At 72.4% G+C, this 25,373-nt stretch carries 24 protein-coding genes and 1 riboswitch; of the genes, 4 read left to right on the top strand and 20 right to left on the bottom strand.

From position 1 onward, the window contains the following. Position 1: 1 nt before the first annotated feature. The 3 genes from ACN9MM_RS32405 to ACN9MM_RS32395 are packed head-to-tail and all read left to right on the top strand — an operon-like array spanning position 2 to position 3,069. Positions 2 to 823, top strand: coding sequence for an STM4013/SEN3800 family hydrolase (locus ACN9MM_RS32405; protein ID WP_426368882.1), 822 nt, complete (start codon positions 2 to 4; stop codon positions 821 to 823). A 44-nt stretch (positions 824 to 867) separates the two neighbouring features. Beyond that, a complete protein-coding gene (locus ACN9MM_RS32400; protein WP_426368881.1) occupies positions 868 to 2,199 on the top strand; it encodes an STM4012 family radical SAM protein in 1,332 nt (443 codons plus the stop codon). Positions 2,200 to 2,208: 9 nt separating this feature from the next. After that, on the top strand, positions 2,209 to 3,069 hold the full coding sequence (locus ACN9MM_RS32395) for an STM4011 family radical SAM protein (protein ID WP_426367268.1): 861 nt from the start codon (positions 2,209 to 2,211) through the stop codon (positions 3,067 to 3,069). Here ACN9MM_RS32395 and ACN9MM_RS32390 read toward each other — a convergent pair. Both ACN9MM_RS32390 and ACN9MM_RS32385 read right to left on the bottom strand, forming a co-directional pair. Then, entirely contained in the window at positions 3,056 to 3,850 is a 795-nt protein-coding gene (locus tag ACN9MM_RS32390; RefSeq protein ID WP_382869363.1) for an SGNH/GDSL hydrolase family protein, read from the bottom strand. The two genes, ACN9MM_RS32395 and ACN9MM_RS32390, sit on opposite strands and share 14 nt — an antisense overlap. A gap of 151 nt (positions 3,851 to 4,001) precedes the next feature. Then, a complete protein-coding gene (locus ACN9MM_RS32385; protein ID WP_426367267.1) occupies positions 4,002 to 4,961 on the bottom strand; it encodes a M23 family metallopeptidase in 960 nt (319 codons plus the stop codon). A gap of 2 nt (positions 4,962 to 4,963) precedes the next feature. Further along, a riboswitch (cyclic di-AMP (ydaO/yuaA leader) is annotated at positions 4,964 to 5,120 on the bottom strand. Positions 5,121 to 5,493: 373 nt separating this feature from the next. Here ACN9MM_RS32385 and ACN9MM_RS32380 point away from each other — a divergent pair. Beyond that, on the top strand, positions 5,494 to 6,315 hold the full coding sequence (locus tag ACN9MM_RS32380) for a tyrosine-protein phosphatase (RefSeq protein WP_426367266.1): 822 nt from the start codon (positions 5,494 to 5,496) through the stop codon (positions 6,313 to 6,315). Positions 6,316 to 6,321: 6 nt separating this feature from the next. Here ACN9MM_RS32380 and ACN9MM_RS32375 read toward each other — a convergent pair whose 3' ends face one another. The 18 genes from ACN9MM_RS32375 to ACN9MM_RS32290 all read right to left on the bottom strand — a co-directional run bounded on the left by ACN9MM_RS32375 (position 6,322) and on the right by ACN9MM_RS32290 (position 25,049). Next, positions 6,322 to 6,477 (bottom strand): DUF6126 family protein, encoded by a 156-nt coding sequence (locus ACN9MM_RS32375; RefSeq protein ID WP_426367265.1) that lies wholly within the window; start codon positions 6,475 to 6,477, stop codon positions 6,322 to 6,324. 33 nt (positions 6,478 to 6,510) lie between these two features. Continuing rightward, positions 6,511 to 7,140: a helix-turn-helix domain-containing protein gene (locus ACN9MM_RS32370; RefSeq protein WP_426367264.1), complete on the bottom strand. Its 630-nt coding sequence runs from the start codon at positions 7,138 to 7,140 to the stop codon at positions 6,511 to 6,513. An 85-nt stretch (positions 7,141 to 7,225) separates the two neighbouring features. Beyond that, entirely contained in the window at positions 7,226 to 8,611 is a 1,386-nt protein-coding gene (locus tag ACN9MM_RS32365) for an aspartate aminotransferase family protein (RefSeq protein ID WP_426367263.1), read from the bottom strand. Continuing rightward, positions 8,608 to 9,633: an adenosyl-hopene transferase HpnH gene (gene hpnH, locus ACN9MM_RS32360; RefSeq protein ID WP_426367262.1), complete on the bottom strand. Its 1,026-nt coding sequence runs from the start codon at positions 9,631 to 9,633 to the stop codon at positions 8,608 to 8,610. The genes ACN9MM_RS32365 and hpnH overlap by 4 nt, the downstream gene beginning before the upstream one ends. Positions 9,634 to 9,640: 7 nt before the next feature. After that, positions 9,641 to 10,291, bottom strand: a complete 651-nt coding sequence (locus ACN9MM_RS32355; RefSeq protein ID WP_426367261.1) for a 1-hydroxy-2-methyl-2-butenyl 4-diphosphate reductase — start codon at positions 10,289 to 10,291, stop codon at positions 9,641 to 9,643. Next, positions 10,291 to 12,273, bottom strand: coding sequence for a squalene--hopene cyclase (gene shc / locus ACN9MM_RS32350; RefSeq protein WP_426367260.1), 1,983 nt, complete (start codon positions 12,271 to 12,273; stop codon positions 10,291 to 10,293). Before shc ends, ACN9MM_RS32355 begins: the two co-directional genes overlap by 1 nt. 107 nt (positions 12,274 to 12,380) lie before the next feature. Then, complete coding sequence (locus ACN9MM_RS32345) at positions 12,381 to 13,481, bottom strand: polyprenyl synthetase family protein (protein ID WP_426367259.1); 1,101 nt, start codon at positions 13,479 to 13,481, stop codon at positions 12,381 to 12,383. Continuing rightward, entirely contained in the window at positions 13,478 to 14,956 is a 1,479-nt protein-coding gene (gene hpnE, locus ACN9MM_RS32340; protein WP_426367258.1) for a hydroxysqualene dehydroxylase HpnE, read from the bottom strand. The genes ACN9MM_RS32345 and hpnE overlap by 4 nt, the downstream gene beginning before the upstream one ends. Before the next feature lie 103 nt (positions 14,957 to 15,059). Continuing rightward, positions 15,060 to 16,010: a presqualene diphosphate synthase HpnD gene (gene hpnD / locus ACN9MM_RS32335; RefSeq protein WP_426367257.1), complete on the bottom strand. Its 951-nt coding sequence runs from the start codon at positions 16,008 to 16,010 to the stop codon at positions 15,060 to 15,062. Next, entirely contained in the window at positions 16,007 to 16,918 is a 912-nt protein-coding gene (hpnC, locus tag ACN9MM_RS32330) for a squalene synthase HpnC (RefSeq protein ID WP_426367256.1), read from the bottom strand. Before hpnC ends, hpnD begins: the two co-directional genes overlap by 4 nt. A 301-nt stretch (positions 16,919 to 17,219) precedes the next feature. Next, the gene (locus ACN9MM_RS32325; protein ID WP_426367255.1) at positions 17,220 to 17,867 is read right to left on the bottom strand and encodes a TetR/AcrR family transcriptional regulator; all 648 of its coding nucleotides are present in this window, start codon (positions 17,865 to 17,867) and stop codon (positions 17,220 to 17,222) included. A gap of 126 nt (positions 17,868 to 17,993) precedes the next feature. Next, positions 17,994 to 18,779, bottom strand: coding sequence for an ABC transporter ATP-binding protein (locus ACN9MM_RS32320; protein WP_426367254.1), 786 nt, complete (start codon positions 18,777 to 18,779; stop codon positions 17,994 to 17,996). Continuing rightward, complete coding sequence (locus tag ACN9MM_RS32315; protein ID WP_426367253.1) at positions 18,772 to 19,704, bottom strand: ABC transporter permease; 933 nt, start codon at positions 19,702 to 19,704, stop codon at positions 18,772 to 18,774. Before ACN9MM_RS32315 ends, ACN9MM_RS32320 begins: the two co-directional genes overlap by 8 nt. 49 nt (positions 19,705 to 19,753) lie before the next feature. Further along, a complete protein-coding gene (locus ACN9MM_RS32310; RefSeq protein WP_426368880.1) occupies positions 19,754 to 20,599 on the bottom strand; it encodes a glycosyltransferase family 2 protein in 846 nt (281 codons plus the stop codon). A gap of 47 nt (positions 20,600 to 20,646) precedes the next feature. Continuing rightward, positions 20,647 to 21,426, bottom strand: coding sequence for a CDP-alcohol phosphatidyltransferase family protein (locus ACN9MM_RS32305; RefSeq protein WP_426367252.1), 780 nt, complete (start codon positions 21,424 to 21,426; stop codon positions 20,647 to 20,649). A 10-nt stretch (positions 21,427 to 21,436) separates the two neighbouring features. Next, a complete protein-coding gene (locus ACN9MM_RS32300; protein ID WP_382869395.1) occupies positions 21,437 to 22,498 on the bottom strand; it encodes an iron-containing alcohol dehydrogenase family protein in 1,062 nt (353 codons plus the stop codon). Beyond that, complete coding sequence (locus tag ACN9MM_RS32295; protein WP_426367250.1) at positions 22,486 to 23,238, bottom strand: sugar phosphate nucleotidyltransferase; 753 nt, start codon at positions 23,236 to 23,238, stop codon at positions 22,486 to 22,488. The genes ACN9MM_RS32300 and ACN9MM_RS32295 overlap by 13 nt, the downstream gene beginning before the upstream one ends. Then, positions 23,235 to 25,049, bottom strand: a complete 1,815-nt coding sequence (locus ACN9MM_RS32290; RefSeq protein WP_426368879.1) for a DUF5941 domain-containing protein — start codon at positions 25,047 to 25,049, stop codon at positions 23,235 to 23,237. Before ACN9MM_RS32290 ends, ACN9MM_RS32295 begins: the two co-directional genes overlap by 4 nt. Positions 25,050 to 25,373 lie beyond the last annotated feature (324 nt).

The raw sequence follows: 25,373 nt of genomic DNA, 5'->3' as shown, positions 1-25,373 counted from the left end.
CATGAACGCGATCGTCGGCAGCCACGACCTGCTCCTGGTCACCCTCGACACCCTCCGGTACGACGTGGCGGCCGAGCTCGCGGCGGCGGGACGCATCCCGAACCTGGCGCGCCACCTCCCCGGCGGCGTCTGGGAGCAGCGGCACGCGCCCGGGAGCTTCACGTACGCCTCCCATCAGGCGATCTTCGCCGGTTTCCTGCCGACACCGGCGTCGCAGGGACCCCACCCCAGGCTGTTCGCGGCCCGTTTCGCGGGCAGCGAGTCGACGGCCGACGGCACCTGGGTCCACGACACCCCGGACTTCGTGTCCGCGCTGGCGGGCGCGGGCTACCGGACGGTCTGCGTCGGCGGGGTGGGCTTCTTCAACAAACAGCCGCCGCTCGGCTCGGTGCTCCCCGGCCTGTTCGCGGAGAGCCACTGGGAGCCCTCCTTCGGCGTCGCCTCCCCCAGCTCCTTCGAGTCCCAGGTCGCGTGCGCCGAGGAGGTCGTCGCCGGGATGGCCCGGGAGGAGCGCCTGTTCCTCTTCGTCAACGTGTCGGCGCTGCACCAGCCCAACTGGTTCCACCTGCCGGGCGCGACGCGTGAGGCCGGCGACTCCCGGGAGACCCACGCGGCGGCCCTGGAGTACGTCGACCGGCACATCGGGCGGCTCTTCGCCGCGATGAGCGGCCGCCGCCCCTGTTTCGCGATCGTGTGCTCCGACCACGGCACCGCGTACGGGGAGGACGGCTTCACCGGGCACCGGCTGGGCCACGAGGCCGTGTGGACCGTGCCGTACGCGCAGTTCGTGCTGGCCGGGCCCGAAGGCGGGGCGGCGGCATGAGCGACGCCACCCACCCGCACATGAGCGACGCCACCCGCCCCTACATGGGCGGCTCCCCCCGCCCGTACCGGAGCTACGTCTACGCCTATCCGCACAAGACGGCGTACCGCGCGCTTCCCGGGCGCCCGGAGCTGGCCGCGCTCTGGGCAGGGGAGCCGAAGGACGCGCTCTCCCTCTACGCGCACATACCGTTCTGCGAGGTCCGCTGCGGCTTCTGCAACCTCTTCACCCGGATCGGCGCCCCGGACGAGCTGACCACCCGCTACCTCGACGCCCTCGACCGGCAGGCCGCCACCGTCCGCGAGGCCCTCGGGGAGGCGTCGCCGGTGCGGTTCGCCACGGCGGCGTTCGGAGGCGGCACGCCCACCTTCCTCACCGCCGCCGAGCTGGAGCGGCTGTGCGACATCGCCGAGAAGCGGACGGGCGTGGACCTGCGGGCGGTGCCGCTGTCCGTGGAGACCTCCCCGGCGACCGCGACCGCCGACCGGCTCGCGGTCCTGGCGGACCGGGGCGCGACCCGGCTCAGCATCGGGGTGCAGAGCTTCGTGGAGGCGGAGGCCCGGGCGGCGGTCCGGCCGCAGCACCGCGCGGACGTCGAGGCGGCGCTCGGCCGGATCCGGGACACCGGCGTGCCCGTGCTCAACATCGACCTGATCTACGGCATCGACGGGCAGACGGAGCGGTCCTGGCGCGTCTCGCTGGACGCGGCCCTCGCCTGGCGGCCCGAGGAGCTGTACCTGTATCCGCTGTACGTGCGCCCGCTCACCGGCCTCGGCCGGGTCCAGGACCCGGCGGCGGCCGACCGCGAGTGGGACGAGCGGCGGCTCCGTCTCTACCGGTACGGCCGGGACCACCTCCTCGCGCACGGCTACGAGCAGGTGTCGATGCGGATGTTCCGCCGTGCCGACGCCGGTCCCGCCGGCCCGGACGACTACGCCTGCCAGACGGACGGCATGATCGGCCTGGGCTGCGGCGCCCGCTCGTACACCTCGGCCCTGCACTACTCCTTCGACTACGCCGTCGACATGCGGGAGATCCGCTCGATCATCGACGCGTACACGGAGACGGAGGACTTCTCCCGCGCCGAGGTCGGCCGGGCGGTGGACGCGGACGAGGCCCGGCGCCGTCATCTGCTCCAGTCGCTGCTCCAGGCCGAGGGCATGGAGGTCGCCGGGTACGAGGAGCGGTTCGGGTCCTCGCCGTTCGCGGACTTCGGCCCGGAGCTCGCCCGGTTCGAGGAGTACGGCTGGATCGCGGACGCCCCGGCGGGCCTGCTGCGGCTGTCGCCCGAGGGGCTCGCCCACTCGGACGGGCTCGGCCCTGAGCTCTTCTCCCCCGCCGTACGGGCCGCGATGGCCGCGTACGAGACGAAGTAGGCGGCCACCGTGGACCTCACCGTGCTCTACCGGGGGCCGCTCTCCTCCTGCGACTTCGACTGCCCGTACTGTCCCTTCGCCAAGCGCCGGGACAGCCGCGAGCAGCTGCGCGCGGACCGGGCCGCGCTCGAACGGTTCACCGGCTGGGCCGAGGCGCAGACCGGGGACCGGCTGCGGATCCTGTTCACCCCGTGGGGCGAGGGGCTCGTCCGCTCCTGGTACCGGCGGGCGCTGGTCGAGCTGTCCCGGCTGCCGCACGTGGAGCGGGTGGCGATCCAGACCAACCTGAGCTGCCGGACCGAGTGGCTGGCCGAGGCGGACCCGGAGAGCGTGGCCCTCTGGTGCACGTACCACCCGGGGCAGACCCCGTACGAGCGGTTCCTCGGCAAGTGCCGGGAGCTCGCGGAGCGGGGCGTCCGGTACAGCGTCGGGGTGGTCGGTCTGCCCGAGCACCGGGAGGACGCCCGCCGGCTGCGCGCCGCGCTGCCGCCGCACGTCTACCTCTGGGTGAACGCGGCCGAGGGGCACACGTACACCGACGCGGAGGCCGAGGGCTGGACGGAGCTCGACCCGCTGTTCCCGTACAGCCGGCACCCGCACCGCTCGGCGGGGCTGCCCTGCCGTACCGGCGAGTCGGTGATCTCGGTGGACGGCGAGGGGACGGTGCGGCGCTGCCACTTCGTCAGGGCCGAGCTGGGAAACCTGTACGACGGCTCGTACCGCGCCGCCCTGCGTCCCCGCGCCTGCCCCCTCGCCCGCTGCGACTGCCACATCGGCTACGTCCACCTGGAGACGCTGCCGCTGTACGACGTGTTCGCCGGCGGGGTCCTGGAACGGATCCCCGCCGCACCCCCGATTACAGCGGCATGAGGTCGGGGCGCTTCGCCTCGACGTGGTCGCCCGAGCTCTCGCCGCGCAGCCGGCGCCCGATCCAGGGCACCAGGTACTCCCTGGCCCAGTGGATGTCGTCGCGGCGCACCTCCAGGGTGCCGCGCGGCGGGACCGGCGGCCAGGGCTGGTCCGGGTCGGCGGGCACCGGCAGGCCGAGGACCTGGGCGGCGCGCAGGGCGACGCGGGTGTGGCCCTCGGCCGAGAGGTGCAGCCGGTCGTCGTCCCAGGCCCGCCGGTCCTGGACGGACTTCAGCGACCACAGGTCGAGGACCGGGCAGTCGTAGCGGTCCGCGATGGCCCGGACGTGGCCGTTGTAGGTGGCGATCTTGCCGCGCAGGTGCTTGAGGAGGGTCACGCCGCGGGTGTCGAAGCCGGTGGTCACCATGACCGTGCCGACGGCGGAGGTGAGGTCGGCGACGGCGCGCTCGAAGCGCTCGGCCACCTCGTCGGGGTCCGTTCCGGGGCGGATGATGTCGTTGCCGCCCGCGCAGAAGGTCACCAGGTCGGGGGCGAGTTCCTTCGCCCGGGGAACCTGTTCCGCCACGATCTGGTCGAGGAGGCGCCCGCGTACGGCCAGGTTGGCGTAGCGGAAGTCGTCATGCTCCGGCAGCTCGTCGGCGAGCAGCACCGCGAAGCGGTCCGCCCAGCCGACGTACGTCCCGTCGGGCCCGGGGTCTCCGACGCCTTCGGTGAAGCTGTCACCGATCGCCGCGTACGACCCGAATGCGTTCTTGTCTGTTGATCTCGAATCGTCTGCCACGGGAGCACATCCTTCCCCTTCGGCTGTGACCTACGCGACCGTAAGGAGGGGTTGACGCCGGGTGACATATGCCACCGATAAAGATTCCACCAAGCCGGAATACGCCGGAGGCCCGGCACGTATGTGCCGGGCCCCGGGTGCTGAAGCGGCGTCAGATGCTCACGCCGTGCTGGCGCAGGGCGGCCAGCGGGTCGATGTCGGAGCCGTACTCCGGGCCGGTCCGCATCTCGAAGTGCAGGTGCGGGCCGGTGACGTTGCCGGTCGCGCCGGAGAGGCCGATCTGCTGGCCGCCGGTGACGGTCTGGCCGGCGGAGACGGAGATCGAGGACAGGTGGGCGTACTGCGAGAAGGTGCCGTCGGCGTGCTGGATGACGACCTGGTTGCCGTACGCACCGCCGTCACCGGCGGAGTAGACGGTGCCGGGGCCGACCGCGACGACGGTGGTGCCGGTCGAGGCGATGAAGTCGACACCGGTGTGGTAGCCGGAGGACCACATGGAGCCCGAGGCGCGGTACGGGGTGCCTATGCCGCCGCTGACCGGGGCGACCCAGCCGGAGGAGGAGGTCGTGCCGGCGGAGGAGGAAGAGGAGGAGGACGACGCCGGGGTGGAGGCGGCGGCGGTCTCGGCGGCGGGGGCCGAGGGGCGCTCGCTGCTCCGCGAGGCGCGCGAGGTGTCGCCGTTCTTGCCGGAGGCCTGCGCGCTCTTCTTGTGCGCGGCCTTCGGTGCGGCGGCCTTCGCGGTGCCCTTCGCGCCGAGGGTGAGCTTCATGCCGGGCAGGATCAGCGAGGGGTTCTCACCGACGACCTGACGGTTGTCCGCGTAGAGCTTCTGCCAGCCGCCGGCGAGGTGGTGTTCGGCGGCGATCTTCGACAGGTAGTCGCCGTGGACGACGGAGTACGTCCTCGGCGCGGCCTTCGCGGTGGCGGGCGCGGCCTTCACCTGGGCGACGGCGTGGGCGGGAGCGGCGACCGGGGCGGCCTTCTCGGCGGCGTGGGCGCCGGTGGCTCCGAGGAGCGGGAGGGCGACGACGGCGCCGCCGGTGCCGGCGGCGGCGATGCCGCGGGTCAGGCGGCTGGACTTGACGCGGCGGTGCTTACCCTTTGCGGGCATGGCGAATTCCTCTCCGGCGCCTACGAGGTGAGCTGTCGGGTTCGGACTGGAGATGTCCGGCCGCGTTCTCACGCGGCTTCACCCCGAGCCGTCCTTCTTCGAGGGATCGGCGTACTACCTGGGTCCCCCGCTCCTGCCGCGTACGGGTGAGTGCGGATTCCGGTCGGTGGCAGGATTCGGCGGTCCGTCCGGAGTGAGCGCGACGCTAGACGAGTGGGGTCGGGGCGAACAAGCCACGGTTTTCAAGTGCTCGGGGATTCCTCGATGTCCGGCCTGAATTCCGGTCACCCTCCGTGGATGACGGTCCCTCGATCTCCTTTTCCCGGGGGGAATTTGGAAAAGACGATCAGGCACGGTCCGTCACGGTTATGACGCTGCTCACGCGCCGATCCCCATCTCCCCTGCAACCGGGGCGGGTTATGCCGAACCCCTCAATACGGACAGATCACCCATTCCCGTCCGAGGGGGTGCGTGCCCGGGTCTCCGAACGAGATGATTGCCCCAGGAACCGATCTACAGAACAGGAGCAGCCGTGACGCAGCAGCTGCCGCAGGTCCCGCCCGCCGAAGCCGCCGAGCCCGAGCTCACGGAGGTCCGCAACTTCCGGGACGTGGCCGGCCTGCCGACGACGGACGGGCGCGCCGTCCGCCCCGGCCGCCTCTTCCGCAGCGGCCACCTCGCCCACGCGACGGAGGACGACGCCGCCTTCCTCGCCTCGCTCGGCCTGCACACGATCTTCGACTTCCGCAACGAGTCGGACCGGAAGGTCGAGGGCGCGGACGTCGAGCTGCCCGGCGTACGGAACGTGAACATACCGCTCAACGACCCGGCCGACGGCAAGGAGTTCTGGAAGCTGGTGCGTGACGGCGAGACCGACCAGCTCCGGGGGATCCTCGGCGACGGCAAGGCGGCCGCCCGGATGTCCCGTTCGTACCGGAAGATGATCGTCGAGCGGACCTCGGAGCACAGCCGGATCCTGCACTCCATGGCCGAGGAGAGCGTCCCGGTCCTGATGCACTGCGCGGCCGGAAAGGACCGGGCCGGGCTCGCCATCGCGATCACCCTGCTCGCGGTCGGGGTCGAGCGGGAGGCGATCGAGGCCGACTACGTGAAGTCGAACGACCCGCACCGCCGCTACAAGGTGCGCCGCAGCTCCACCGCCCCGGACGCGATGTCGCCCGAGGTGATGGAGCTGCTGAGCCCGCTCTTCGACGCGCGGGTGGAGTATCTGCGGGCCGCCTTCGAGACGATCGAGGCGACCTGGGGCTCGGTGGACGCCTACCTCACCGAGGGCCTGAAGCTGGCCCCGGAGACCCGCGAGCGGCTGCGGGAGCGCCTGCTCACGGAGGCGTAGCCCCGGCTACTGGTTCTGCCCGCCCAGCGTGAAGAGCAGGTAGAGGAAGCCGGCGAAGAGGTGGCCGGCGATCAGATAGGCGAAGAGGCGGAGCACGAGCCCCTTGGGGAACTTGCCCTCACCGCGCTCCTCGCCGGTGACAGGTGCGGACTTCTGGGACATGTCGGGCCTTTCCTGAAGAATCGTCACGAAATGTCAGCGCCTGTGCGGGGTCCCGTCGCCGAGGCACAGCTCGGCGGCGGGGCTCTGCATCAGGGTATGGACGAAGAGCAGCTCGGCTCCGCCGGGCGTGGCGGCGCCGATCCGGTGCGGGGTCAGCGAGTCGAAGTGCGCGCTGTCCCCGGGATCGAGGACGTGGACGGCCTCGCCGAGCGCGAGCCGCACCCGGCCCTCCAGGACGTGGATCCACTCCTCGCCCGGATGGACGCGCACGATGTCGCCCCGGGTGGCGTACGGCACGTGGACCCGCAGGCACTGGAGCGCGCGGCCGGCTCCGCCCGCCTGGCGGTAGATCCAGCCGTCGGCCTCGACGGGTTCGGAGCGGCCGGCCCGGACGACGGGGTCGCGCTCGGGCGGCGCCTCTCCCAGGAGCTCGGAGACCGTCGTACCGTAGATGCGGGACAGGGCGAGCAGCATCGGGAGCGAGGGCTGCCGGTTCCCGGTCTCCAGGCGCGAGAGGTGGGCCGGCGAGAGGCCGGCCCGCTGGGCGGCGGCCTCCAGGGTGAGTCCCCGACGGCGGCGCAGGGCCCGCAGCTGCGGGGCGACGTCGGGCAGGACGCCGGGGGTGGCGGGGTCCGGGTAGGTCTCCCCGGGGACGTGGTCCATGCGTCCATTCCGCCAGGTTCGTGCCTCTGAGGCAAGTTTCTTGCCTCAGAGGCAAAACCCGGACGGGATCCGCGTCGAGATCCGGTCAGCGCTGCGCGACCGCCTGCTTGACCAGCGTCTTCCCGAAGTCCCACATCAGTCCGCCGCCGCCGTGGGCCTCGTCCATGACCGCGGTGAAGGCCGTGACGAACCGGTCCACGTCCGCCTCGTCGATGATCAGCGGCGGGATCAGCTTGATCACCTCCAGGTGGTCCCCGGACACCTGGGTGAGGATCCGGTGCCGCTGGAGCAGCGGGACGACGACCATCTGGGCGAAGAGGCCCTTGCGGGCCGCCTGGAGCATCGTCCAGCGCCCGCGCAGCCCGAGCGAGGACGGTCGCCCGAACTCGATCCCGATCATCAGGCCGCGCCCGCGGATCTCGTGCAGCAGCTCGTACCGGGGCACGAGCTCCTTCAGGCGGCCCGAGAGCAGGTCGCCGATCCGGCGGGCGTGGGCGACGGTGTCCTCGTCCTCCATGACCGACAGGACGGCGAGCCCGGCGGCCATGGCCTGCGCGTTCGATCCGAAGCTCGCCGAGTGGACCAGGACCCGGTCCATCGACGAGTACACCTTCTTGAAGATCCAGTCCTTGCCGAGGGTGGCGCCGACCGGCACGTAGCCGCCGGAGAGCGCCTTGGCGACGCAGACCAGGTCCGGCTCGACGCCCTCCTCGTGCTGGTAGGCGTAGAAGTCGCCGGTCCTGCCGAGGCCCGTCTGCACCTCGTCCGCGATGAGCAGCGCACCGTGCCGGTGCAGCAGCTCCTGGGCGCCCCGGAGGAAGCCCGGTGGCGCCTCGTGGACGCCCTTGCCCTGGATGGGCTCGACGACGAAGGCGGCCACGTCGCCCCTGCGCAGCTCCCGCTCCAGGGCACCGAGGTCGCCCAGCGCGATCGCGGTGTCCGGCAGGAGCGGGTCGAAGCCCTCACGGAAGCCCTGCTCGCCGTTGACGGAGAGGGAGCCGGTGGTGAGCCCGTGGAAGGCGTGGTGGCAGTAGAGGACCCTCGGCCGCCCGGTGGCGTACCGGGCGAACTTGAGGGCGGTCTCCACGGCCTCGGTGCCGCTGTTGCCGAAGAAGACCCGGTCGAGGTGCGGGCTGTGGGCGAGCAGCCTCTCGGCGAGGAGCCCCGGCAGCGGCTGGCAGTCGAAGCGGGTGAGGTCGGCGAGCTGGGCGTCCAGGACGTCGTGGAGGGCCTTGCGGACGACGGGGTGGTGCCGTCCGAGGCCCATCACGCCGAAGCCGGCGAGCATGTCGAGGTGGTCGACGCCGTCGGCGTCCCAGAAGTGGGCGCCCTCGGCCCTCTCGTAGACCTTGTCGAAGCCGATGGTGTGCAGCATGCGGGGCAGCTGGTGGTTGAGGTACCTGGCGTGCAGCTCGTACCGCTCCGCGCCGCGCTCGGAGAGCAGCGCCCGCAGGTCGAACCCGCCGGTCATGACGTGCTGTTCCCGGAGACCGTCTCCCGGATCGCGCGCAGGGACTCCTTGAGGGATCCCATGGTGGCGAGGACGGCGGTGGGCTCGTAGCCGCAGTGCGCCATGCAGTTGGCGCAGCGGGGGTCCTTGCCGCGGCCGTACTTGTCCCAGTCGGTGTCCTCGACGAGTTCGCGGTACGTGGGGACGTATCCGTCGCTCATCAGATAGCAGGGTCGCTGCCAGCCGAAGAGGGAGTAGTTGGGAATGGCCCAGGCCGTGCAGGGGAAGTCCGCCTTTCCTTCCAGGAAGTCCAGAAAGAGCGGCGAGTGGTTGAGGCGCCAGCGCCGCCTGTTCCCGCCGGCGAAGGCCTTCTTGAAGAGTTCTCGGGTCTGCTCGACGCCGAGGAAGTGCTCCTGGTCGGGGGCCTTCTCGTAGGCGTAGGCGGGCGAGATCATCATTTCGTCGACCTGGAGGTCGTCGTTGAGGAAATTGAGCACCTCGATGATGGTCTGCGGCGTGTCGGTGTTGAAGAAGGTCGAATTCGTGGTGACCCGGAAGCCGCGCCGCTTGGCCTCCTTGATGGCCGCCACCGCCTCGTCGAACACGCCCTCCTTGGCGACGGACTCGTCGTGCCGCTCGCGCAGCCCGTCGATGTGGACGGCGAAGGCGAAGTACGGGGAGGGGGTGAACTTCTCCAGCTTCTTGCGCAGCAGCACCGCGTTGGTGCAGAGGAAGACGTACTTCCGCCGGGCCACCAGCTGGCGCACGATCTCGTCGATCTGCGGGTGCATCAGGGGCTCGCCGCCCGCGATGGACACCATGGGGGCGCCGGACTCCAGGACCGCGCCGACCGCCTGGGCGACCGGCATGCGCTGCTTGAGGACACCCGCCGGGTGCTGGATCTTTCCGCAGCCCTCGCACGCGAGGTTGCAGGCGTAGAGCGGCTCCAGCTCGACGATCAGCGGGAACTTGTCCCGCTTGCGGAGCTTCTGTTCGAAGAGGTAGGTCCCGACGCGGATGGACTGACGGAGCGGCATGGCCATAACTCGTTCACCTCCTGGGGAGCAGCGAAGAACGGTGCCATTCGAAGAACGCGGGAAGGACGGCACGCAGAACACGGAAGGCTGATATTCCCCCGCGTACCGTGCCGATCCGGACCAGTTCATGTTCCGGAGCGTCCACGACCACCCGGACGGCCGCAACCGGGCGGGGTCCGGAAGACGTCGCGGTACGGAGCGTGGCGGCGGACTCCATGTCGACGGCGATCGCGCCGCCGGCCCGCAGCGCGGCCCGCTCGGGGCCGCGCACCACGTGGTCGGAGCCGATCAGCGGCCCGGTGTGGACGGCGCGCCCGGGCACCGCCCGCTCCAGGGCCTTCACCAGGAGCTCGGTCCCGGTGCAGGGGGTCGTGCCGTCGCCGGCGCGGGTCTCGTCGGCGACGATCAGGTCCCCGGGGTGCATGCCCGGGGCGAGGCCCGCGCAGAAGCCGGAGGCGATGACCGCGGCGTCCCGCCACCGCTCCTCGCCGAGGACCCGGGACACGGCCCGGTGGGCCCGGTCGGGCCCCATGCCGGTGCGCAGCACGGTCACCGGGCCGGGTGCGCCGCCCCGGTCCGCGCTGCGCAGGGCGAACTGCTCGATGCCGAGCGCGCAGGCGATCAGCAGCGGCGGGGCGGCGCCCGGGCCGGGCTCGCGGCCCATCAGTCCTCCTCGCGCGGCGCGGGGTCCCCGTACACGTAGCGCCCGAGCGCCGTGAGGGGGAACACCTGCCGGTAGAGGTGGTAGTTGATGGAGAAGTCCCAGGGAAAGCCGGTGCCGGTGAAATGGGGCTCGTCCCAGGAACCGTCCTCCCGCTGGGCCGCGGTCAGCCAGGCGATGCCCCGCCGGACCGGTTCGGAGTCGCGCTCGCCCGCCGCGAGGAGGGCGATCAGGGCCCACGCGGTCTGGGAGGCGGTGGAGGGGCCGCGCCCGACCCACTCCTCCTCCTTGTACGAGCGGAGGTCCTCGCCCCAGCCGCCGTCGTCGTTCTGCACGGCCCCCAGCCAGCCGACGGCCCGGCGGATCGCCGGGTGGGAGCCGGGCAGCCCGGCGGCGGCGAGCGCGGGGAGAACCGAGCCCGTGCCGTAGACGTGGTTGACGCCCCAGCGGCCGAACCAGGCACCGTGCGGCTCCTGTTCGGCGAGCAGCCACTCGATGCCGCGGCGGGCGCGCGGGTCCTGGGCCATCCCCTCGTAGGCGAGCATCTCCACCACGTGGGCCGTGACGTCGGCGGAGGGCGGGTCGATCACCTCGCCGAAGTCGCAGAACGGCAGCTTGTTGGGGAAGACGCTGGTGTTGTCCGCGTCGAAGGCTCCCCAGGCGCCGTTCTTCGACTGCATGCCGAGGGTCCAGCGGGCGCCCCGGGCGACGGCCGCCTCCACCCGGGCCGGGTCGGGGTGCCGCACCCGGCGCAGGGCGAGCAGGACCTCGGCGGTGTCGTCGATGTCGGGGTAGTTGTCGTTGTGGAACTCGAACGCCCAGCCGCCCGGCGGGAGTCCGGGCCTCCGCACCGCCCAGTCCCCGGTCCGGGTGATCTCCTCGTCGAGCATCCAGTCCACGGCCTTCACGAGCGCCGGGTGGTCGGGGCTCAGCCCGGCGTCGGCGAGCGCGATGGTGGCGAGGCAGGTGTCCCATACCGGCGACTGACAGGCCTCGATCATCCGCGAGCCGTCCTCGCGCCAGATCGCGAACCGGTCGAGCGACTCCAGGCCGGCCCGCATGACCGGGTGCTGGAGGTCGTAGCCGAGGAGGTGGAGGGCGATGACCGAGTACACGGCGGGTGGCTGGATGCCGCCCCAGCAGCCGTCGTTCTCCTGGCGCTCGACGATCCACCGGGCGGCGACGTTCATGGCCGTGCCGCGGACCCCGCGCGGGGCGAAGCGGTGGTAGACGTGCAGCGCCTTGTCGAGCCGCTGGAAGAGGCCGTCCCAGCCGGTGGCCGGGGCGAGCGGGCGGGGCGAGTTCGGCCGGGCCGGGTCGGTGTGCAGTTCGTCCAGCGGGAACGGCGCGGGCCGGACCGGGCGCTTCGCGGAGACCACGGTGAGCGGCACGATCGTCTGCCGGGCCCAGCAGCCGAAGTCGTAGATGTTGAGCGGGAACCACTTCGGCAGGAAGAGCAGCTCCGGTGGCAGCTCGGGCAGGTCCTCCCAGCGCCACCAGCCGAAGAGGGCCAGCCAGATCCGGGTGAAGACCCGGGCGGCGGCGATCCCGCCCCGGGCACGGACCCAGGCGGAGGCGCGGGCCATGTGCGGGGCCTCGGGCGGGTCCCCGGCGAGCCGCAGGGCCACATAGGCCTCGACGGTGGCGGAGAGGTCGCCGGGGCCGCCGTAGAAGGTGGCCCAGGCGCCGTCCTCGCACTGCTCCCGGCGGATGTGGAGGGCGGCGGCGCGGGTGGTGTCGGCGTCGAGGATGCCCAGGAACTGGCGGAGGAGGAGGTCCTCGGCGTCCATGGTGACGTTGGTCTCCAGGTCGCCCTTCCACCAGCCCTCCGGGTCCTGCCGGCCGAGCAGGTGCTCGACGCCCCGCCGGGCGGCCCGCGCGGCGCTCTCGTCGAGCTCCTCCGGCGCGGTGGTGTCGTACGTCTTGCTGGCCGCGGCCGCGCGGGGGCCACCGGCCCCGGCGCTTCCGTCGGTCGTCGCTGTCATGGCTTCCCCTTTGCGCAGTCGGTTGCTTCTGCTTCTACGGGTCTGCCGTCGGCCGGCGCCGGATGGCACCGGCCGGCGACCGCGAACTCATATCAGGGTGATGGTGATCATCTCTTCCGTACGACCACGAAGTCGGCCAGGGCGACGAGCTGTGCCCGCACGCGGGCGGGCATGTCCACCTCGTTCAGGGCCTCGATCGCGACCGCGTGCTGGCGGCGGGCCTCCTGGGAGGTCCACTCGCGTCCTCCGGCCTCCTCGATGAGGGCCGCGCGGGTGGCGAACTCCTCCTCGGAGAAGGTGTCGAAGTCATGGGACTTGGCGTCCGCGGCGAGGAGTTCGCCGAGCCGCTCGGAGGCCGGGCCGCCCGCGGCGAGGGCGGCGACGACCGGCAGGGACTTCTTGCGCTGGCGCAGGTCGCTCCAGGTCTGCTTGCCGGTGGACTCCGGGTCTCCCCAGATGCCGAGGAGGTCGTCCACGGCCTGGAAGGCGAGGCCGAGGTGGTAGCCGTACTCCTCCAGCTTGTCGGCGGTGCGGTCGTCGGCCCCGCCGAGGACCGCACCGATGGAGACGGCGCAGGCGAGCAGGGCGCCGGTCTTGTTGCCCTCCATCTCCAGGCACTCCTCGACGGTGACCCGCTCCCGGTGCTCGTAGGAGATGTCCTGGGCCTGCCCGTCGATGAGCTTGCGGCTGGCCGTGGTCAGCCGGCGGGTGGCGCGGCCGGCCTCGACGGTGCCGAGTTCGAGCAGGATCTCGTTGGCGAGGGCGAAGAGGGCGTCGCCGACGAGGATCGCCTGCGCGGGGCCGTGCACCTTCCACACCGTGTCGCGGTGGCGGCGCTGCTCGTCGCCGTCCATCAGGTCGTCGTGGAGCAGCGAGAAGTTGTGCACGAGCTCCACCGCGACGGCGCCGGGGATGCCGACCTCGGGCGCGGCGCCCGCGGCCTCGGCCGACAGCAGCGCGAGCGCCGGGCGGACGGCCTTGCCGCCGTCGCCGTCGGCGGCGTTGCCCTGGGCGTCGATCCAGCCGAAGTGGTAGGCGGCCACGGTGTCCATGGGCGGCGCGAGGCGGTCGACGGCCGCCCGCAGTACGGGGGTGGACAGGGTCCGCCCCCGCTCCAGCAGTGCGGACACGTCCGCGGTGTCGACGGCCGGTTGTCCCGGCGGCACTGTCGGCACGGTCTCTCCTCTTGTTCCGGTACTCACACTCATACCGCCTCCTGCAGCGGATGGTCATGGCGGCGGCCGAGGGCGGAGAGCGCGGCGCTCGCGGCGCTGAAACCGCTGCGGACTGCACCCTCCATGGTCGCGGGCCAGCCTGTGGCGGTCCAGGCCCCGGCCAGATACAGCCCCGGGGCCCTGGTACGGGCGCCGGGCCTGAGCCGGCCGACGCCCGGGGTGGGGGCGAACGTGGCCGTCCGCTCCCTGGTGACGAAGAAGTCGCGGACGCCCGCGCCGCGGGCGGCGGGCAGCAGCCGCTCCAGCTCGGGGAGGTACTTCGCGCGCAGGGCGGCGACGGGCTCGTCGATCTCGTCCTGGGCGGCGGACTGCGAGACCGCGAGGTACTGCCCGCCGCCGGTGAGTCCGGAGGAATCGGTGCGGTCGAAGACCCACTGCACCGGGGAGCCGAGGGCGGTGAAGAAGGGCCGCTTCAGCACCTTGCGGTCGTAGACCACGTGCAGGTTGAGGATGGGTGCGGTGTCGATGTCGAGGAGCCGGTCGGGGTCGTCGAGGGCGCCTTCGGGCAGCAGGCCGTGGGTCTCGTGCTGCGGGACGGCGAGGACGACCGCGTCGGCCTCCATGCGCTCCCCCGGTACGTCGACGGCCCAACGTCCGTCGTCGGTACGGGAGATCCGCTCGGCCTTGGTGCGCAGCGCGGTGCGGACGCCGAGGGCGTCGAGTTCCTTCGCCGCCCGGGTGTCGTGGAGTTCGCCGAGCGGGACGTGGGCCCAGCCGATGTCGGCGGCGCCGGGCTCGGAGAGGAGTCCGGTCTTGAAGACCATCGCGGCGAGCCCCATGGAGGCCTGCGGGGCGGGGGCGTTGAGGGTGGGGATGCCGACGAGGTCCCAGAGGGCCTCGACGGTCCGCGGGGACTGTCCGTGCCGGCCGAGCCAGGTGGCGAAGTCGATGCCGTCGAGCGCGGGGTCGGCGGGGTCGAGCTTCTTCAGGGCGAGCGCGGCCCGGCCGACGGAGGCGCGCTCGGCGAGGGAGAGGTGCGGGTACGTGGCGAGGCTGCGCGCGAGGTGCAGCGGTACGGGCAGGTTGTCGCGGCCGATCCGGCCGAGCCGGGGGCCGCGGGGGTGCGCCACGTCGAGGACGGGCACGTCGAGCCGGTCCTGGAGAGGGGCGAGCGCGGTGCCGTCGACCCGGTCGAGGAACCAGCGGTAGGCGGTGCAGCAGCGCAGGTAGACGTGCTGGCCGTTGTCGACGGTCAGGTCGCCGCGGCGGAAGGAGAAGGCGAGGCCGCCGAGCCGGGGCCGTCCTTCGAGCAGGGTGACGTGGACGCCGCTCTCGGCGAGCCGGAGCGCCGCGGTGATCCCGGCGAGCCCGCCGCCGACGACGACGGCGCTGGGCCGAGAGCCACCACCGGTGCCGGTGCCGGTCCCGGTGCTCGCGCCCGTGCCGGGGCCCGCGCCCGTGCCGGGCGGGCCCGGCGGGGTGTTCCGCTCGGTTCCCTCGTCGTTCACGCGGCCTCCGTTCGGGTCGTCGCGGTCGGGTTCCGGGGTGCCTCGGGCAGGGACGCCGGGAAGGCGCCCGGGGTTGCCCGGCGGGCGGGGGCGCAGGGGCGCATCAGGCACGCCTCCTGACGGTGCGGCGGGCGATGTGGCGCGTGTCGAGGCCGGAGAGCCCGCGCACGGCCACGTACGCCTTCTCGCGTCCCGGCAGGGAGACGCGGCCGCGCAGGACGGCCTCGGGGTCGCGCTCGATCCGGTCGAGGAGGCGCCGGTAGATGCCGGCCATGGCGGCGACGCAGGCGCCGCTGCGCCGGTCGAGCATGGGCAGGAGCCGGTAGCCCTCGGCGAACAGGGCGCGGGCGCGCCGCACTTCGAAGTGGACGAGGCCGGCGAAGTCGGCGCCGGGGGCGGGGGTGTCGCTGTCGAAGCCGTCCGAGCAGCCGAACTTGGCGAGGTCGTCGGCGGGCAGGTAGGTGCGCCCGTTCCCGGCGTCCTCGCGTACGTCCCTGAGGATGTTGGTGAGTTGGAGCGCGAGGCCCAGGGTGTCGGCGTACTCGCCCGCGCGGTCGGCGCCCTGGGCGCCGGGCTGGGTGCCGAAGACGCCGAGGGAGAGGCGGCCGATCGCGCCGGCGACGCAGCGGCAGTAGACCTTGAGGTCGTCCCAGGTCTCGTAGGTCGCGCCGCGCACGTCCATGAGGACGCCGTCGATGAGCTCGTCGAGGCCGCCGAGCGGGATCGGGAAGCGGCGGGCCGAGTCGGCGAGGGCGACGGCGACGGGGTCGGTGTCGTCCTCCTCGACGAGGCCCTTGCGGACGCGGTCGAGGACGTCACGGGTGGCTTCGAGCCGCTCCCGCTTGTCCTCGGTCGCGAGCGGGCCGTCGCCGATGTCGTCGACGCGCCGCGAGAAGGCGTACAGCGCGGACATCGCCTGTCGCTTCTCGGCGGGGAGCAGCCGGATCCCGTAGGCGAAGTTGCGGGCCTGCTGGCCGGTGACCGCCTCGCAGTAGCTGTAGGCGGCCTGGACCGGTGCGGACGGCTGGTGCTGTGCCTCCACGGTCGCGCTCACCCCTCTCTCCGCGCCTGGAGCAGTACCGCTCCCGCCTGGCGCATCAGGCTCGGCTTGGTGGACTTCGGTGGGCCGGCCAGTACGTCGTATCCGGCGTCCGTGACTGCGTCGAGGGCGGCGAGGCCCCCGGCGGTGAATCCGGCGAGAAGGAGGCGGAGACGTCCGTGGACGCTGCCGACGAGCGGAAGGCCGGCGTGCAGGAGGGCGCGGGCCCGCTCGGCCTCGAAGGCGATCAGGGCGCGCACGGAGGCTCCGGCGCTGGGCTCTGCGAGGTCGCGCTCGGTCACGTGGAAGCGCTTGAGGTCCTCGGCGGGCAGGTAGATCCGGTCGCTGGCGAGGTCCTCGGCGACGTCCTGGAGGTGCTCGACGAGCTGGAGGGCGGTGCAGATCTCGTCGGAGCGCCGGATCCGCTCGGGGGTGTCGGTGCCGGTGATCGCGAGGACGAGCCGGCCGACGGTGTTGGCGGAGAGCTCGCAGTACGCGAGGAGGTCGTCGTACGTCTCGTAGCGGCGGACCTGCTGGTCCTGCCGGTTGGCGGCGATCAGGCCGAGGAAGGGCCCCGGGGTGAGCCCGCACCGGCGGACCGTCGGCTGGAGCGCGCGCAGCAGGGGATGGTGCGGGGTGGAGTCGAAGACCCGGTGGAGGTCGGTCTCCAGGGCGTCGAGGAGGACGAGCCGGTCCTCCGCCGCCGCGGGGTCGACGCCGAGGTGGCGGGCGTCGGCGCCGCCGGGGGCGAGGTCGCCGTCGCCGATGTCGTCGACGAGCCGGGCGTAGCCGTAGACGGCCATGAGGTCGTCGCGCCAGGCGCGGGGCAGGAAGAAGGGGGCCACGGGGAAGTTCTCGTCCGCGGCCTTGCCGAGTGTGGCGCGCGAGGAGGCGTCGGTGCGCGCCTGCCGGGTCTCCGTCACTGGGCGCTTCCTGACGGAGGGACGGCGACACCCTCGTGGAGCTGGAGAATCTGCGTCATGGCCGTCACGTCTCCCGTTCTACACTGCCGATCCAATCCATCCTATTTCGGACACGCCGCCGACCCCCGCCCGTAGGGCCGCCACCCGGGGCCCGATGGCCGCGGGGTATCGCCCTACTTGCCGCGAAACAGACCGGTCCAGCTTACGTTGTACGACGACCTTCGCCATTCCGGGGTGGCCCGCGGCGCGCACTCGCCCCGGGCGAGCCGTCAACTCGCCCGCGCAGTAGGGGAGTTCGACTTCAGGAGGCGCCCGCTCCGGAGACCACCATGGCGAGGGTCGCCTCGACGGCGACGCTCCTGCCCTGCGCGGAGAGACGGCGAAGGGGCCCGTCCACCAGGAGGAGTGACAGTCCGTGCACGGCCGACCACGCGGCGGCGCCGGTGGCGGGGCGGGCGCCGGGCCGCGCGGCGCCGAGCGCGGCGAGCGCGTCGAGCGCCTCCCTGAGCAGGGTGAACGCGCGGATCTCGGGCTCGGCGGGCGGCCGGTCCGGGAGGCACTCGCCTCCCGGGGCGGGGCGGGGGACGCAGAACGCGGCCCGGTAGAGGCCCGGCTGCGCGACCGCGAAGCCGACGTAGCCCCGGCAGAGCGCGGTGACCCGGCGCTCGGCGGCGAGGAGGGGGTCGTCGGCGCCGGGCTCGCGGGCCGCGGCCTTCTCCATGGCGGCGGCGAGCTCCCGCCGGGCGTGCGCCCTGACGGTGCGGAGGAGTTCACCGCGCCCGTCGAAGTGCCGGTAGGCGGCGGTGGGCGAGACGCCGACCCGGCGGGCCGCCTCGCGCAGGACGACCCGCTCGGGGCCGCCTTCGGTGGCGAGGTCGACGGCCGCGCAGATCAGCGCGTTGCGCAGGTCGCCGTGGTGGTAGGTCTTTCCCGCCGAGGTCGCTGCCATGGGCTCATCCTGCCCGAAGTTAACCGCATGAACATTCCAGGTGGGGAAGCGACGCGCGAAAACCGGAAGAGCCCCTACCGGATGAATGAATCCGGCGGGGGCTCCTCGCGGGGCACTTCCCCCGGCTCAGCGCGCGGTCTCGCGCTCGTACGCCTTGAGGACCTCGTCCGTGGGGCCGTCCATCAGGAGCTGCCCCTTCTCCAGCCAGAGCACCCGGTCGCAGGTGTCCCGGATGGACTTGTTGCTGTGGCTCACCAGGAAGACCGTGCCGGCCTCCTTGCGGAGCTCGCGGATGCGCTCCTCGGAGCGGATCTGGAACTTGCGGTCACCGGTGGCCAGCGCCTCGTCGATGAGGAGGACGTCGTGGTTCTTGGCCGCCGCGATGGCGAAACGGAGCCGGGCGCCCATGCCGGAGGAGTACGTCCGCATGGGCAGGCTGATGAAGTCGCCCTTCTCGTTGATGCCGGAGAAGTCGACGATGTCCTCGTAGCGGGAGCGCACCTCCTCGCGGCTCATGCCCATGGCGAGGCCGCCGAGGATCACGTTGCGCTCACCGGTGAGGTCGTTCATGAGGGCCGCGTTGACGCCCAGGAGCGAGGGCTGCCCGTCGGTGTAGACCTTGCCGCTCTCGGTGGGGAGCAGACCGGCGATGGCACGCAGCAGCGTGGACTTGCCGGAGCCGTTGGTGCCGATGAGGCCGATGGCCTCGCCCCGGTACGCGGTGAAGGTGACACCGCGGACCGCGTGGACCTTGCGGACGCCCCGCGAGACCTCGGCCTTGCCGCGGCCGACGATCCGGCTGAGCGCCGCCGTGGCGCTGCCCCTGCCGCCGCCCCCGGTGTTGACCCGGTACACGATGTGGACGTCGTCGCAGATGACGGTGGGGACGTCGCCCCGGTCGGTGTCAGCCACGGCCGTACCTCTCTTCCGCCTTCCAGAAGTAGACGAACCCGCCGATGCCGAAGACCAGGGCCCACACCAGGGCGGTCATCCAGACGTGGTCCGGCAGGTTGTGCGCGCTGTAGCCGTCGATCATCGCGTAGCGCATCAGGTCCATGTAGACGGCCGCCGGGTTGTACATGAGGACGTCGGAGATCCAGGCCGGCTTGTCGGCGAGCATGGTCTGAATCGAGAACATCACGCCGGACGCGTACATCCACGTGCGCATGATGAACGGCATGAGCTGCGCGAGGTCGGGCGTCTTGGCGCCCATCCTGGCCACGATCAGGGCGAGACCCGTGTTGAACACGAACTGCAGGAACAGCGCCGGGATCACCAGCAGCCACCGGAGGGAGGGGTAGCTGCCGAAGAAGAGCGCGATCGCCACCAGCACGATCATCGAGTACAGCAGCTGCTGGAGCTGCTGGAGCGAGAAGGAGATCGGGAGGGTGGCGCGGGGGAAGTGCAGGGCGCGGACGAGTCCGAGGTTGCCCGAGATCGCCCGGACGCCCGCCATGACCGAGCTCTGGGTGAAGGTGAACACGAAGATGCCGGTGACGAGGAAGGGGATGTAGACGTCCTTGCTCATCCCCTGGCCCGCGCCCAGGATCAGCCCGAAGATCAGGTAGTAGACCAGGGCGTTGAGCAGCGGGGTCGCGACCTGCCAGACCTGGCCCAGCTTGGCCTGGCTGTACTGCGCGGCCAGCTTCGCGGAGGAGAAGGCCAGGATGAAGTGGCGCCGGCTCCACAGCTCACGGACGTACTCGAACAGACCGGGCCGGGCGCCGCTGACGGCGAGGCCGTACTTCGCGGCGAGGGCGGCCGGCTCCAGGCCCTCGCCGACGGAGGACGGAGGCGCGCTCGTCGCGACCGCCCCGCCCTGGTGTGTGTCACTCACAGTCGAAACTTTCGTGTTCAAGATGCGCGGCACGTGGAGTACCACGATGTCAGACGACCGGGGGGCGACCCAGCCGGGTCAGCCGCCACACCGTACGCCACCTCATGGGGCGGCGCGGTCCGCAGGGAGTCGTCCAGCCCGCGCGGAATCCGCCGAGCCACGCCTTCAGCGCGGAGAGCGAGGGCCGCCGGGCCAGGGTGAGCAGGAGCCAGACGCCGAGATAGACCGGCACCAGGGGCGCGGGCAGATTGCGACGTGCCAGCCAGACTCGGTTGCGGGCCACGTTGAAGTGGTACGAGGCGTGCCGGGACGGGGCTGTGGTGGGGTGCAACAGCACCATGTCGGAACGGTAGTCGATCATCCAGTCGGCGTCGAGCGCGCGCCAGGCGAGGTCGGTCTCCTCGTGCGCGTAGAAGAAATCGCCCGGCAGACCGCCGACTTCGGCGAAGACCTTGGTGCGGACGGCGTTCGCGCCGCCGAGGAAGGTGGTCACGCGCGAGGAGCGCATCGGGTCGGCCGAGCGGAGCCGCGGCACGTGCCGGCGCTGGGTGACCCCGGTCTCCGGATCGGCGATCCGGAAGCTGATGATGCCGAGGCGCGGGTCGGCGGTGAAGGCCTGCCGGACCAGCTCGGCGGTGTCCGTGTGGGCGAGCAGCCCGTCGTCGTCGAGGAAGAGCAGGACGTCGACGTCGGTGCCGCCGGGGCCGAAGGCCTCGATGCCGACGTTCCGGCCGCCGGGGATGCCCAGGTTCTCGGGCAGGTCGACGGTCCGGACCCAGTCGGGCACCCCGGTGACCGGGGTGCCCTGACCGACGACGACGACCTCGACCCGGTCGCCCTCCTGCGCGGCGACGGAGTCGATGAGCGCGCGCAGGTCGTCGGGGCGGTCGCCCATCGTGATGATGACGGCGCCCACCCTGAGCGGCGTGCTGACGGCCGGCCTCACTTCAGCCTGCTGGAGACCATGATCGACACCAGGTGCAGCACGGTCTGGAGCAGCGCGATGCCGGCGAGGACGGCGACACCGAGCCGGGTGAAGAAGAGGTCCCCCCGGATCTGGTCCGCGATCGCCAGGACCACGATGAGCAGCGAGGCCTCGATGCCGAGGACGAGCCGGTGGAACTTGAGCGCGGCGGCGGCCCGGCGGGCCAGCGCCATCCCGGAGGAGCGCGGCTCGGAGGCCGCCTCCTTCACCGGCGGCAGACCGCCCTGGTGGCGGGCGACGCCGACGAGGTCGGTCTCCGCCTTGATCAGGATGGCGCCGAGGGCGGCGAGGGTGCCCAGGAAGGCCCACAGCCAGTCGATCCGGCCGGAGCCCCACGGGTCGGCGGCGCGCAGGCCGAAGCCGACGAGGACCGCCGCGTCGCACAGGTAGGCGCCGACCCGGTCCAGGTACACGCCGGCGAGCGAGAACTGCTTCTTCCAGCGGGCCACCTCGCCGTCGACGCAGTCGAGCAGCAGGTAGAGCTGGACCATGAGCGCGCCGAGCAGCGCCCCCGGGATCCCGGGCACCAGCAGGGCCGGAGCCGCGAGGACGCCCGCGAGCGTCATGACGTACGTGAGCTGGTTCGGCGTCACCTTGGTGCCGACGAGCTGACGGGTGATCCTGAGCGAGATCTCCCGCATGTACAGGCGGCCGCCCCAGTGCTCACCGCTGCGCCGGTCCTTCACACCCGGGGGGTGGACGACCGGGCGGAGCTCGGCCACCGAAGGCTTCCGCACCGGACGGACCTCAGCTACCGATGGATTTGGCATAGTCGGCGTACGCGTCCCTGATCTCGTCGTCGGACAGGTCGAGGTGTTCGAGGATGGTGAAGCGGCCCGGCCGGGTCTGCGGGGCGAAGGACACCGCCCGGACGAACTCGTCCACGGTGAAGCCCATCTCCTCGGGCAGGACGGGCAGCCCGTGCCGGCGGAGGGTCTCGACCATCACGCCGGAGGCGTCCCGGGCACCGCGCAGGTGCATCGCGAAGGCCGCGCCGAGACCGCACTGCTCGCCGTGGCTGGCCGCGCGCGTCGGGAAGAGCAGGTCGAAGGCGTGGCTGATCTCGTGGCAGGCGCCCGAGGAGGGGCGCGTGTCACCGCTGATCGACATGGCGATGCCGGACATCACCAGGCCCTCGGAGAGCGTGACGAGGAAGTCGTCGTCGCCCACGCCGCCGGGGTGGCGGAGCACCGCCTCACCCGCGCTGCGGGCCATGGCGGCGGCCAGGCCGTCGACGGGCTCGCCGGTCTCGCGGTGCGAGAGCTCCCAGTCCTCGATGGCGGAGAGGTTGGAGATCGCGTCACCGATGCCGGAGCGGACGTACCGCACGGGGGCGTCCCGGATCACGTCGAGGTCGATGACCAGCGCGATCGGGGTGGGCACGCCATAGGAGCCGCGCCCGTTGTCGTTGTCCAGGGTGGACACCGGCGAGCAGATCCCGTCGTGCGACAGGTTGGTGGCGATGGCCACCAGCGGCAGCCCGACCCGGGCCGCCGCGTACTTCGTCACGTCGATGATCTTGCCGCCGCCGAGCGCGACCACGGCGTCGTACCGCTTGCCGCGCATGGCGTCGGCGAGCTTGACGGCCTCGTCGATCGTGCCGCCCGAGACCGGGTACCAGTCGGCGCCGGGCAGCTCGGGGGCGAAGTGGTCACGCAGCTTGAGGCCCGAGCCGCCGCTGATGGCGACGGCGATCTTGCCGTTGCTGGAGATCCGCTGGTCCGCGAGGAGCGCGGACAGGTCGTCCAGCGCTCCCCTGCGGATGTCGACGACGACCGGCGAGGGGATCAGCCGAGTCAGTACTGGCACGCGATCTCACGGCCCTTCGCGAGGTCGTCGTGGTTGTCGATCTCGACCCACCTGACGTCACCGATGGGCTCGACGTCGACGGTGAAGCCGCGGTTGACGAGCTCCTGGTAGCCGTCCTCGTAGTAGAGGTCGGGGTCGCGCTCGAAGGTGGCCTTGAGGGCGTCGGCGAGCTCCTCGGCGGCCTCGGCCTCGATGAGGGTGACGCCGATGTACTCGCCGGTGGCGGTGGCCGGGTCCATGAGCTTGGTGATGCGCTGGACGCCCTTGCCCTCGGCCGTGATGACCTTCATCTCCTCGTCGGCGAGGTTCTTCACCGTGTCGAGGGCGAGGATGATCTTCTGGCCCTTGCCGCGGGCGGCGAGCAGGGTCTTCTCGACGGAGACCGGGTGGACGGTGTCGCCGTTGGCGAGGATCACACCGCGCTTGAGGACCTCACGGGCGCACCACAGGGAGTAGGCGTTGTTCCACTCCTCGGCCTTGTCGTTGTCGACGAGGGTGATCTTGAGGCCGTACTTGGCCTCCAGAGCGTCCTTGCGGTCGTAGACGGCCTCCTTGCGGTAGCCGACGACGATCGCGACCTCGGTGAGGCCGATCTCGGCGAAGTTCTTGAGCGTGCCGTCGAGGATGGTCAGCTCGTTCTCGGTGCCCTCGCCGGACACGGGCACGAGGGCCTTCGGAAGCGTCTCGGTGTAGGGGCGCAGACGGCGTCCGGCACCGGCTGCCAGTACGAGGCCGATCATGCTGTTTCTCCTTCGTCGTGAACGGCGGGTGCTCCGGAGGAGACCCAGAAGCGGATGGACTCCACGAGCACCACCAGCGCGACGGCGACCGCCATCGCGGTCAGTGCCAGGGTGAAGTCGTCGCCGCGGTCCGCCAGCAGGGCGGCGAGGACGGTCACCAGGAGCGTGCGCCCCTCGTGTCCGCCGGTGACGCGCACCAGCCACGCGGGCGGCGCGCCGGTGCCGCCGCGAATGCGGTACACCGTGTCGTAGTGATGGTAGGCGACGGCCGCGACCAGCCCGAATGCGGCGGGAAGGGCGTGCGGGGAGTCGGATCGGGCGGCGAGCACGAGGACGGTCGTGTACTCGGCCGCGCGGAAGAGCGGGGGGACGAGCCAGTCGAGGGCGCCCTTGAGGGGGCGGGCGACGGCCGCGCCGGCGAACACCACGTACAGGGCCGCGGCGACCACGGTCCCGCGGTCCCCGAAGGGGCGGCCGAGGACCGCGGGGACCAGCACGCCCGTGGCGACCAGGGCGAGGACGAACCCGGGGAGCACCCCGAGTCCGGCGCGGCCGAAGATCCGGCCCGCGATCCCGGCCAGCGGGCCGGAGTCCGCGAGGTCCGCCAGCGCCTGGGCGGCCCGGTCCGTCCGCTTCGCCTTGCGGGTCAGGGAGCGCAGGACGCGGCCGGCCGTGGTGTAGCAGGCGCCGAACGCGCAGCCGACGATCAGGGCCCAGAAGACGATCCGGGGCGTGGTGACGGCGGTGAGGACGGCGATCATCGCCCAGCGCTCACCGATCGGCAGGATGATCATGCGGCGGGCCCAGACCGTCCAGCCGACGCCGTCGAGCCTGCTGGACAGGGCGGCGGTGGGGCTGGTGTTGGCCGTGGCGTCGTGGTTGGCCTCGTTGAACGAGAAGTCCACGACGTGCCGGCAGGTCATGAGGACCATCGCGCCGAGCGCGAGGGCCCAGACGTCGTCGCCGTTGCGGGCGGCGCCGAGGGCGAGGCCCGCGTAGAAGGCGTACTCCTTGGCCCGGTCGAAGGTCGCGTCGAGCCAGGCGCCCATCGTCGAGTACTTGAGCGCGTAGCGGGCGAGCTGCCCGTCGGTGCAGTCGAGGACGAAGGAGACCAGGAGGAGGACGCCGGCGGCGACGTAGCCGCCGCGCGTACCGGTCGCCGCGCAGCCCGCCGCGATCAGGGCGGTGAGCAGCGAGGCGGTGGTGACCTGGTTGGGGGTCAGGCCGCGGCGCGCGCACCAGCGGGCGATGTAGCGCGAGTACGGGCTGATGAAGAAGGTGGTGAAGAAGCCGTCGTGCGCCTTGACGGCCGACCGCAGGCGTACGGCCTCGTCGTCCACGGCGTCCACGGCGGCGCGGGCCTCGTGGCGGGCCTCCGCGTCGGTGGGCACGGTGGCGACGAGGGTGCCGAGCTGGGGCCGGTGCACGGCGACGCCGTCGGCGTCGAGGGCGTCGGCGAGCGCGTCGGTGAGGCCGTCGGTGAGCGTGCCGGTGCCGGCGGCCCCGGTGGTGGCGGAGGCCGCGTCCAGGGCGCGGGCGAGCGCGGGGCGGGCCTCGCGCTGCGCGGTGAGCGCGCCGGGGGCCGCCGCCGCGGCGAAGCGGGGGTCGGTCAGGGTGAGGCGCAGCGCGTGCAGGTGACCGACGAACCGGGGGTCGACGAGCGCGACGCGCTCGCCCGCCGGGACGGCGGCCAGCAGGGCGCCGGCCTCCTCGGCGCCGGAGGCGATCCGGACGTCGAAGCCGAGCGACCGCAGATCTCCGTCGAGCGAGGATCCGGGTGCCGGCGGGCCGGTGAGGATGGCGGTCGACAGACGAACTCACTCCTTGGAGCTGACGGAGGGGCCGGCGGGGCCATGGCGGCCCCGGGCGCGGCGGTGTGGCCGGGCACCGGGCGGCGACACGTCGGCTGAGGCTATCGGATGAACGGAACGTGAGTTCACCGAGGCTTCTCCGGCAGGACTCCCCCGGTACCGTCCGTGTCCGTCCGGGTGCGTCGCGTCCCGCCGGGATCATCGCGCGAGACCGGCGGCCCGCCCCACGAACCCCGTTCGGCGAGGACGGTGGCCGGATCTCCGCTCTCCGTCGTCGTCGCAGGTCAGAGCATATGACAACGGTGTTCAGTACCGTGTTGCACA

Source organism: Streptomyces sp. E-08 (assembly GCF_049913095.1).
Classification (GTDB): Bacteria; Actinomycetota; Actinomycetes; order Streptomycetales; family Streptomycetaceae; genus Streptomyces.
The sequence above is the reverse complement of the archived record's forward strand: the minus strand, read 5'-3'. Positions and strand labels throughout refer to the sequence as shown.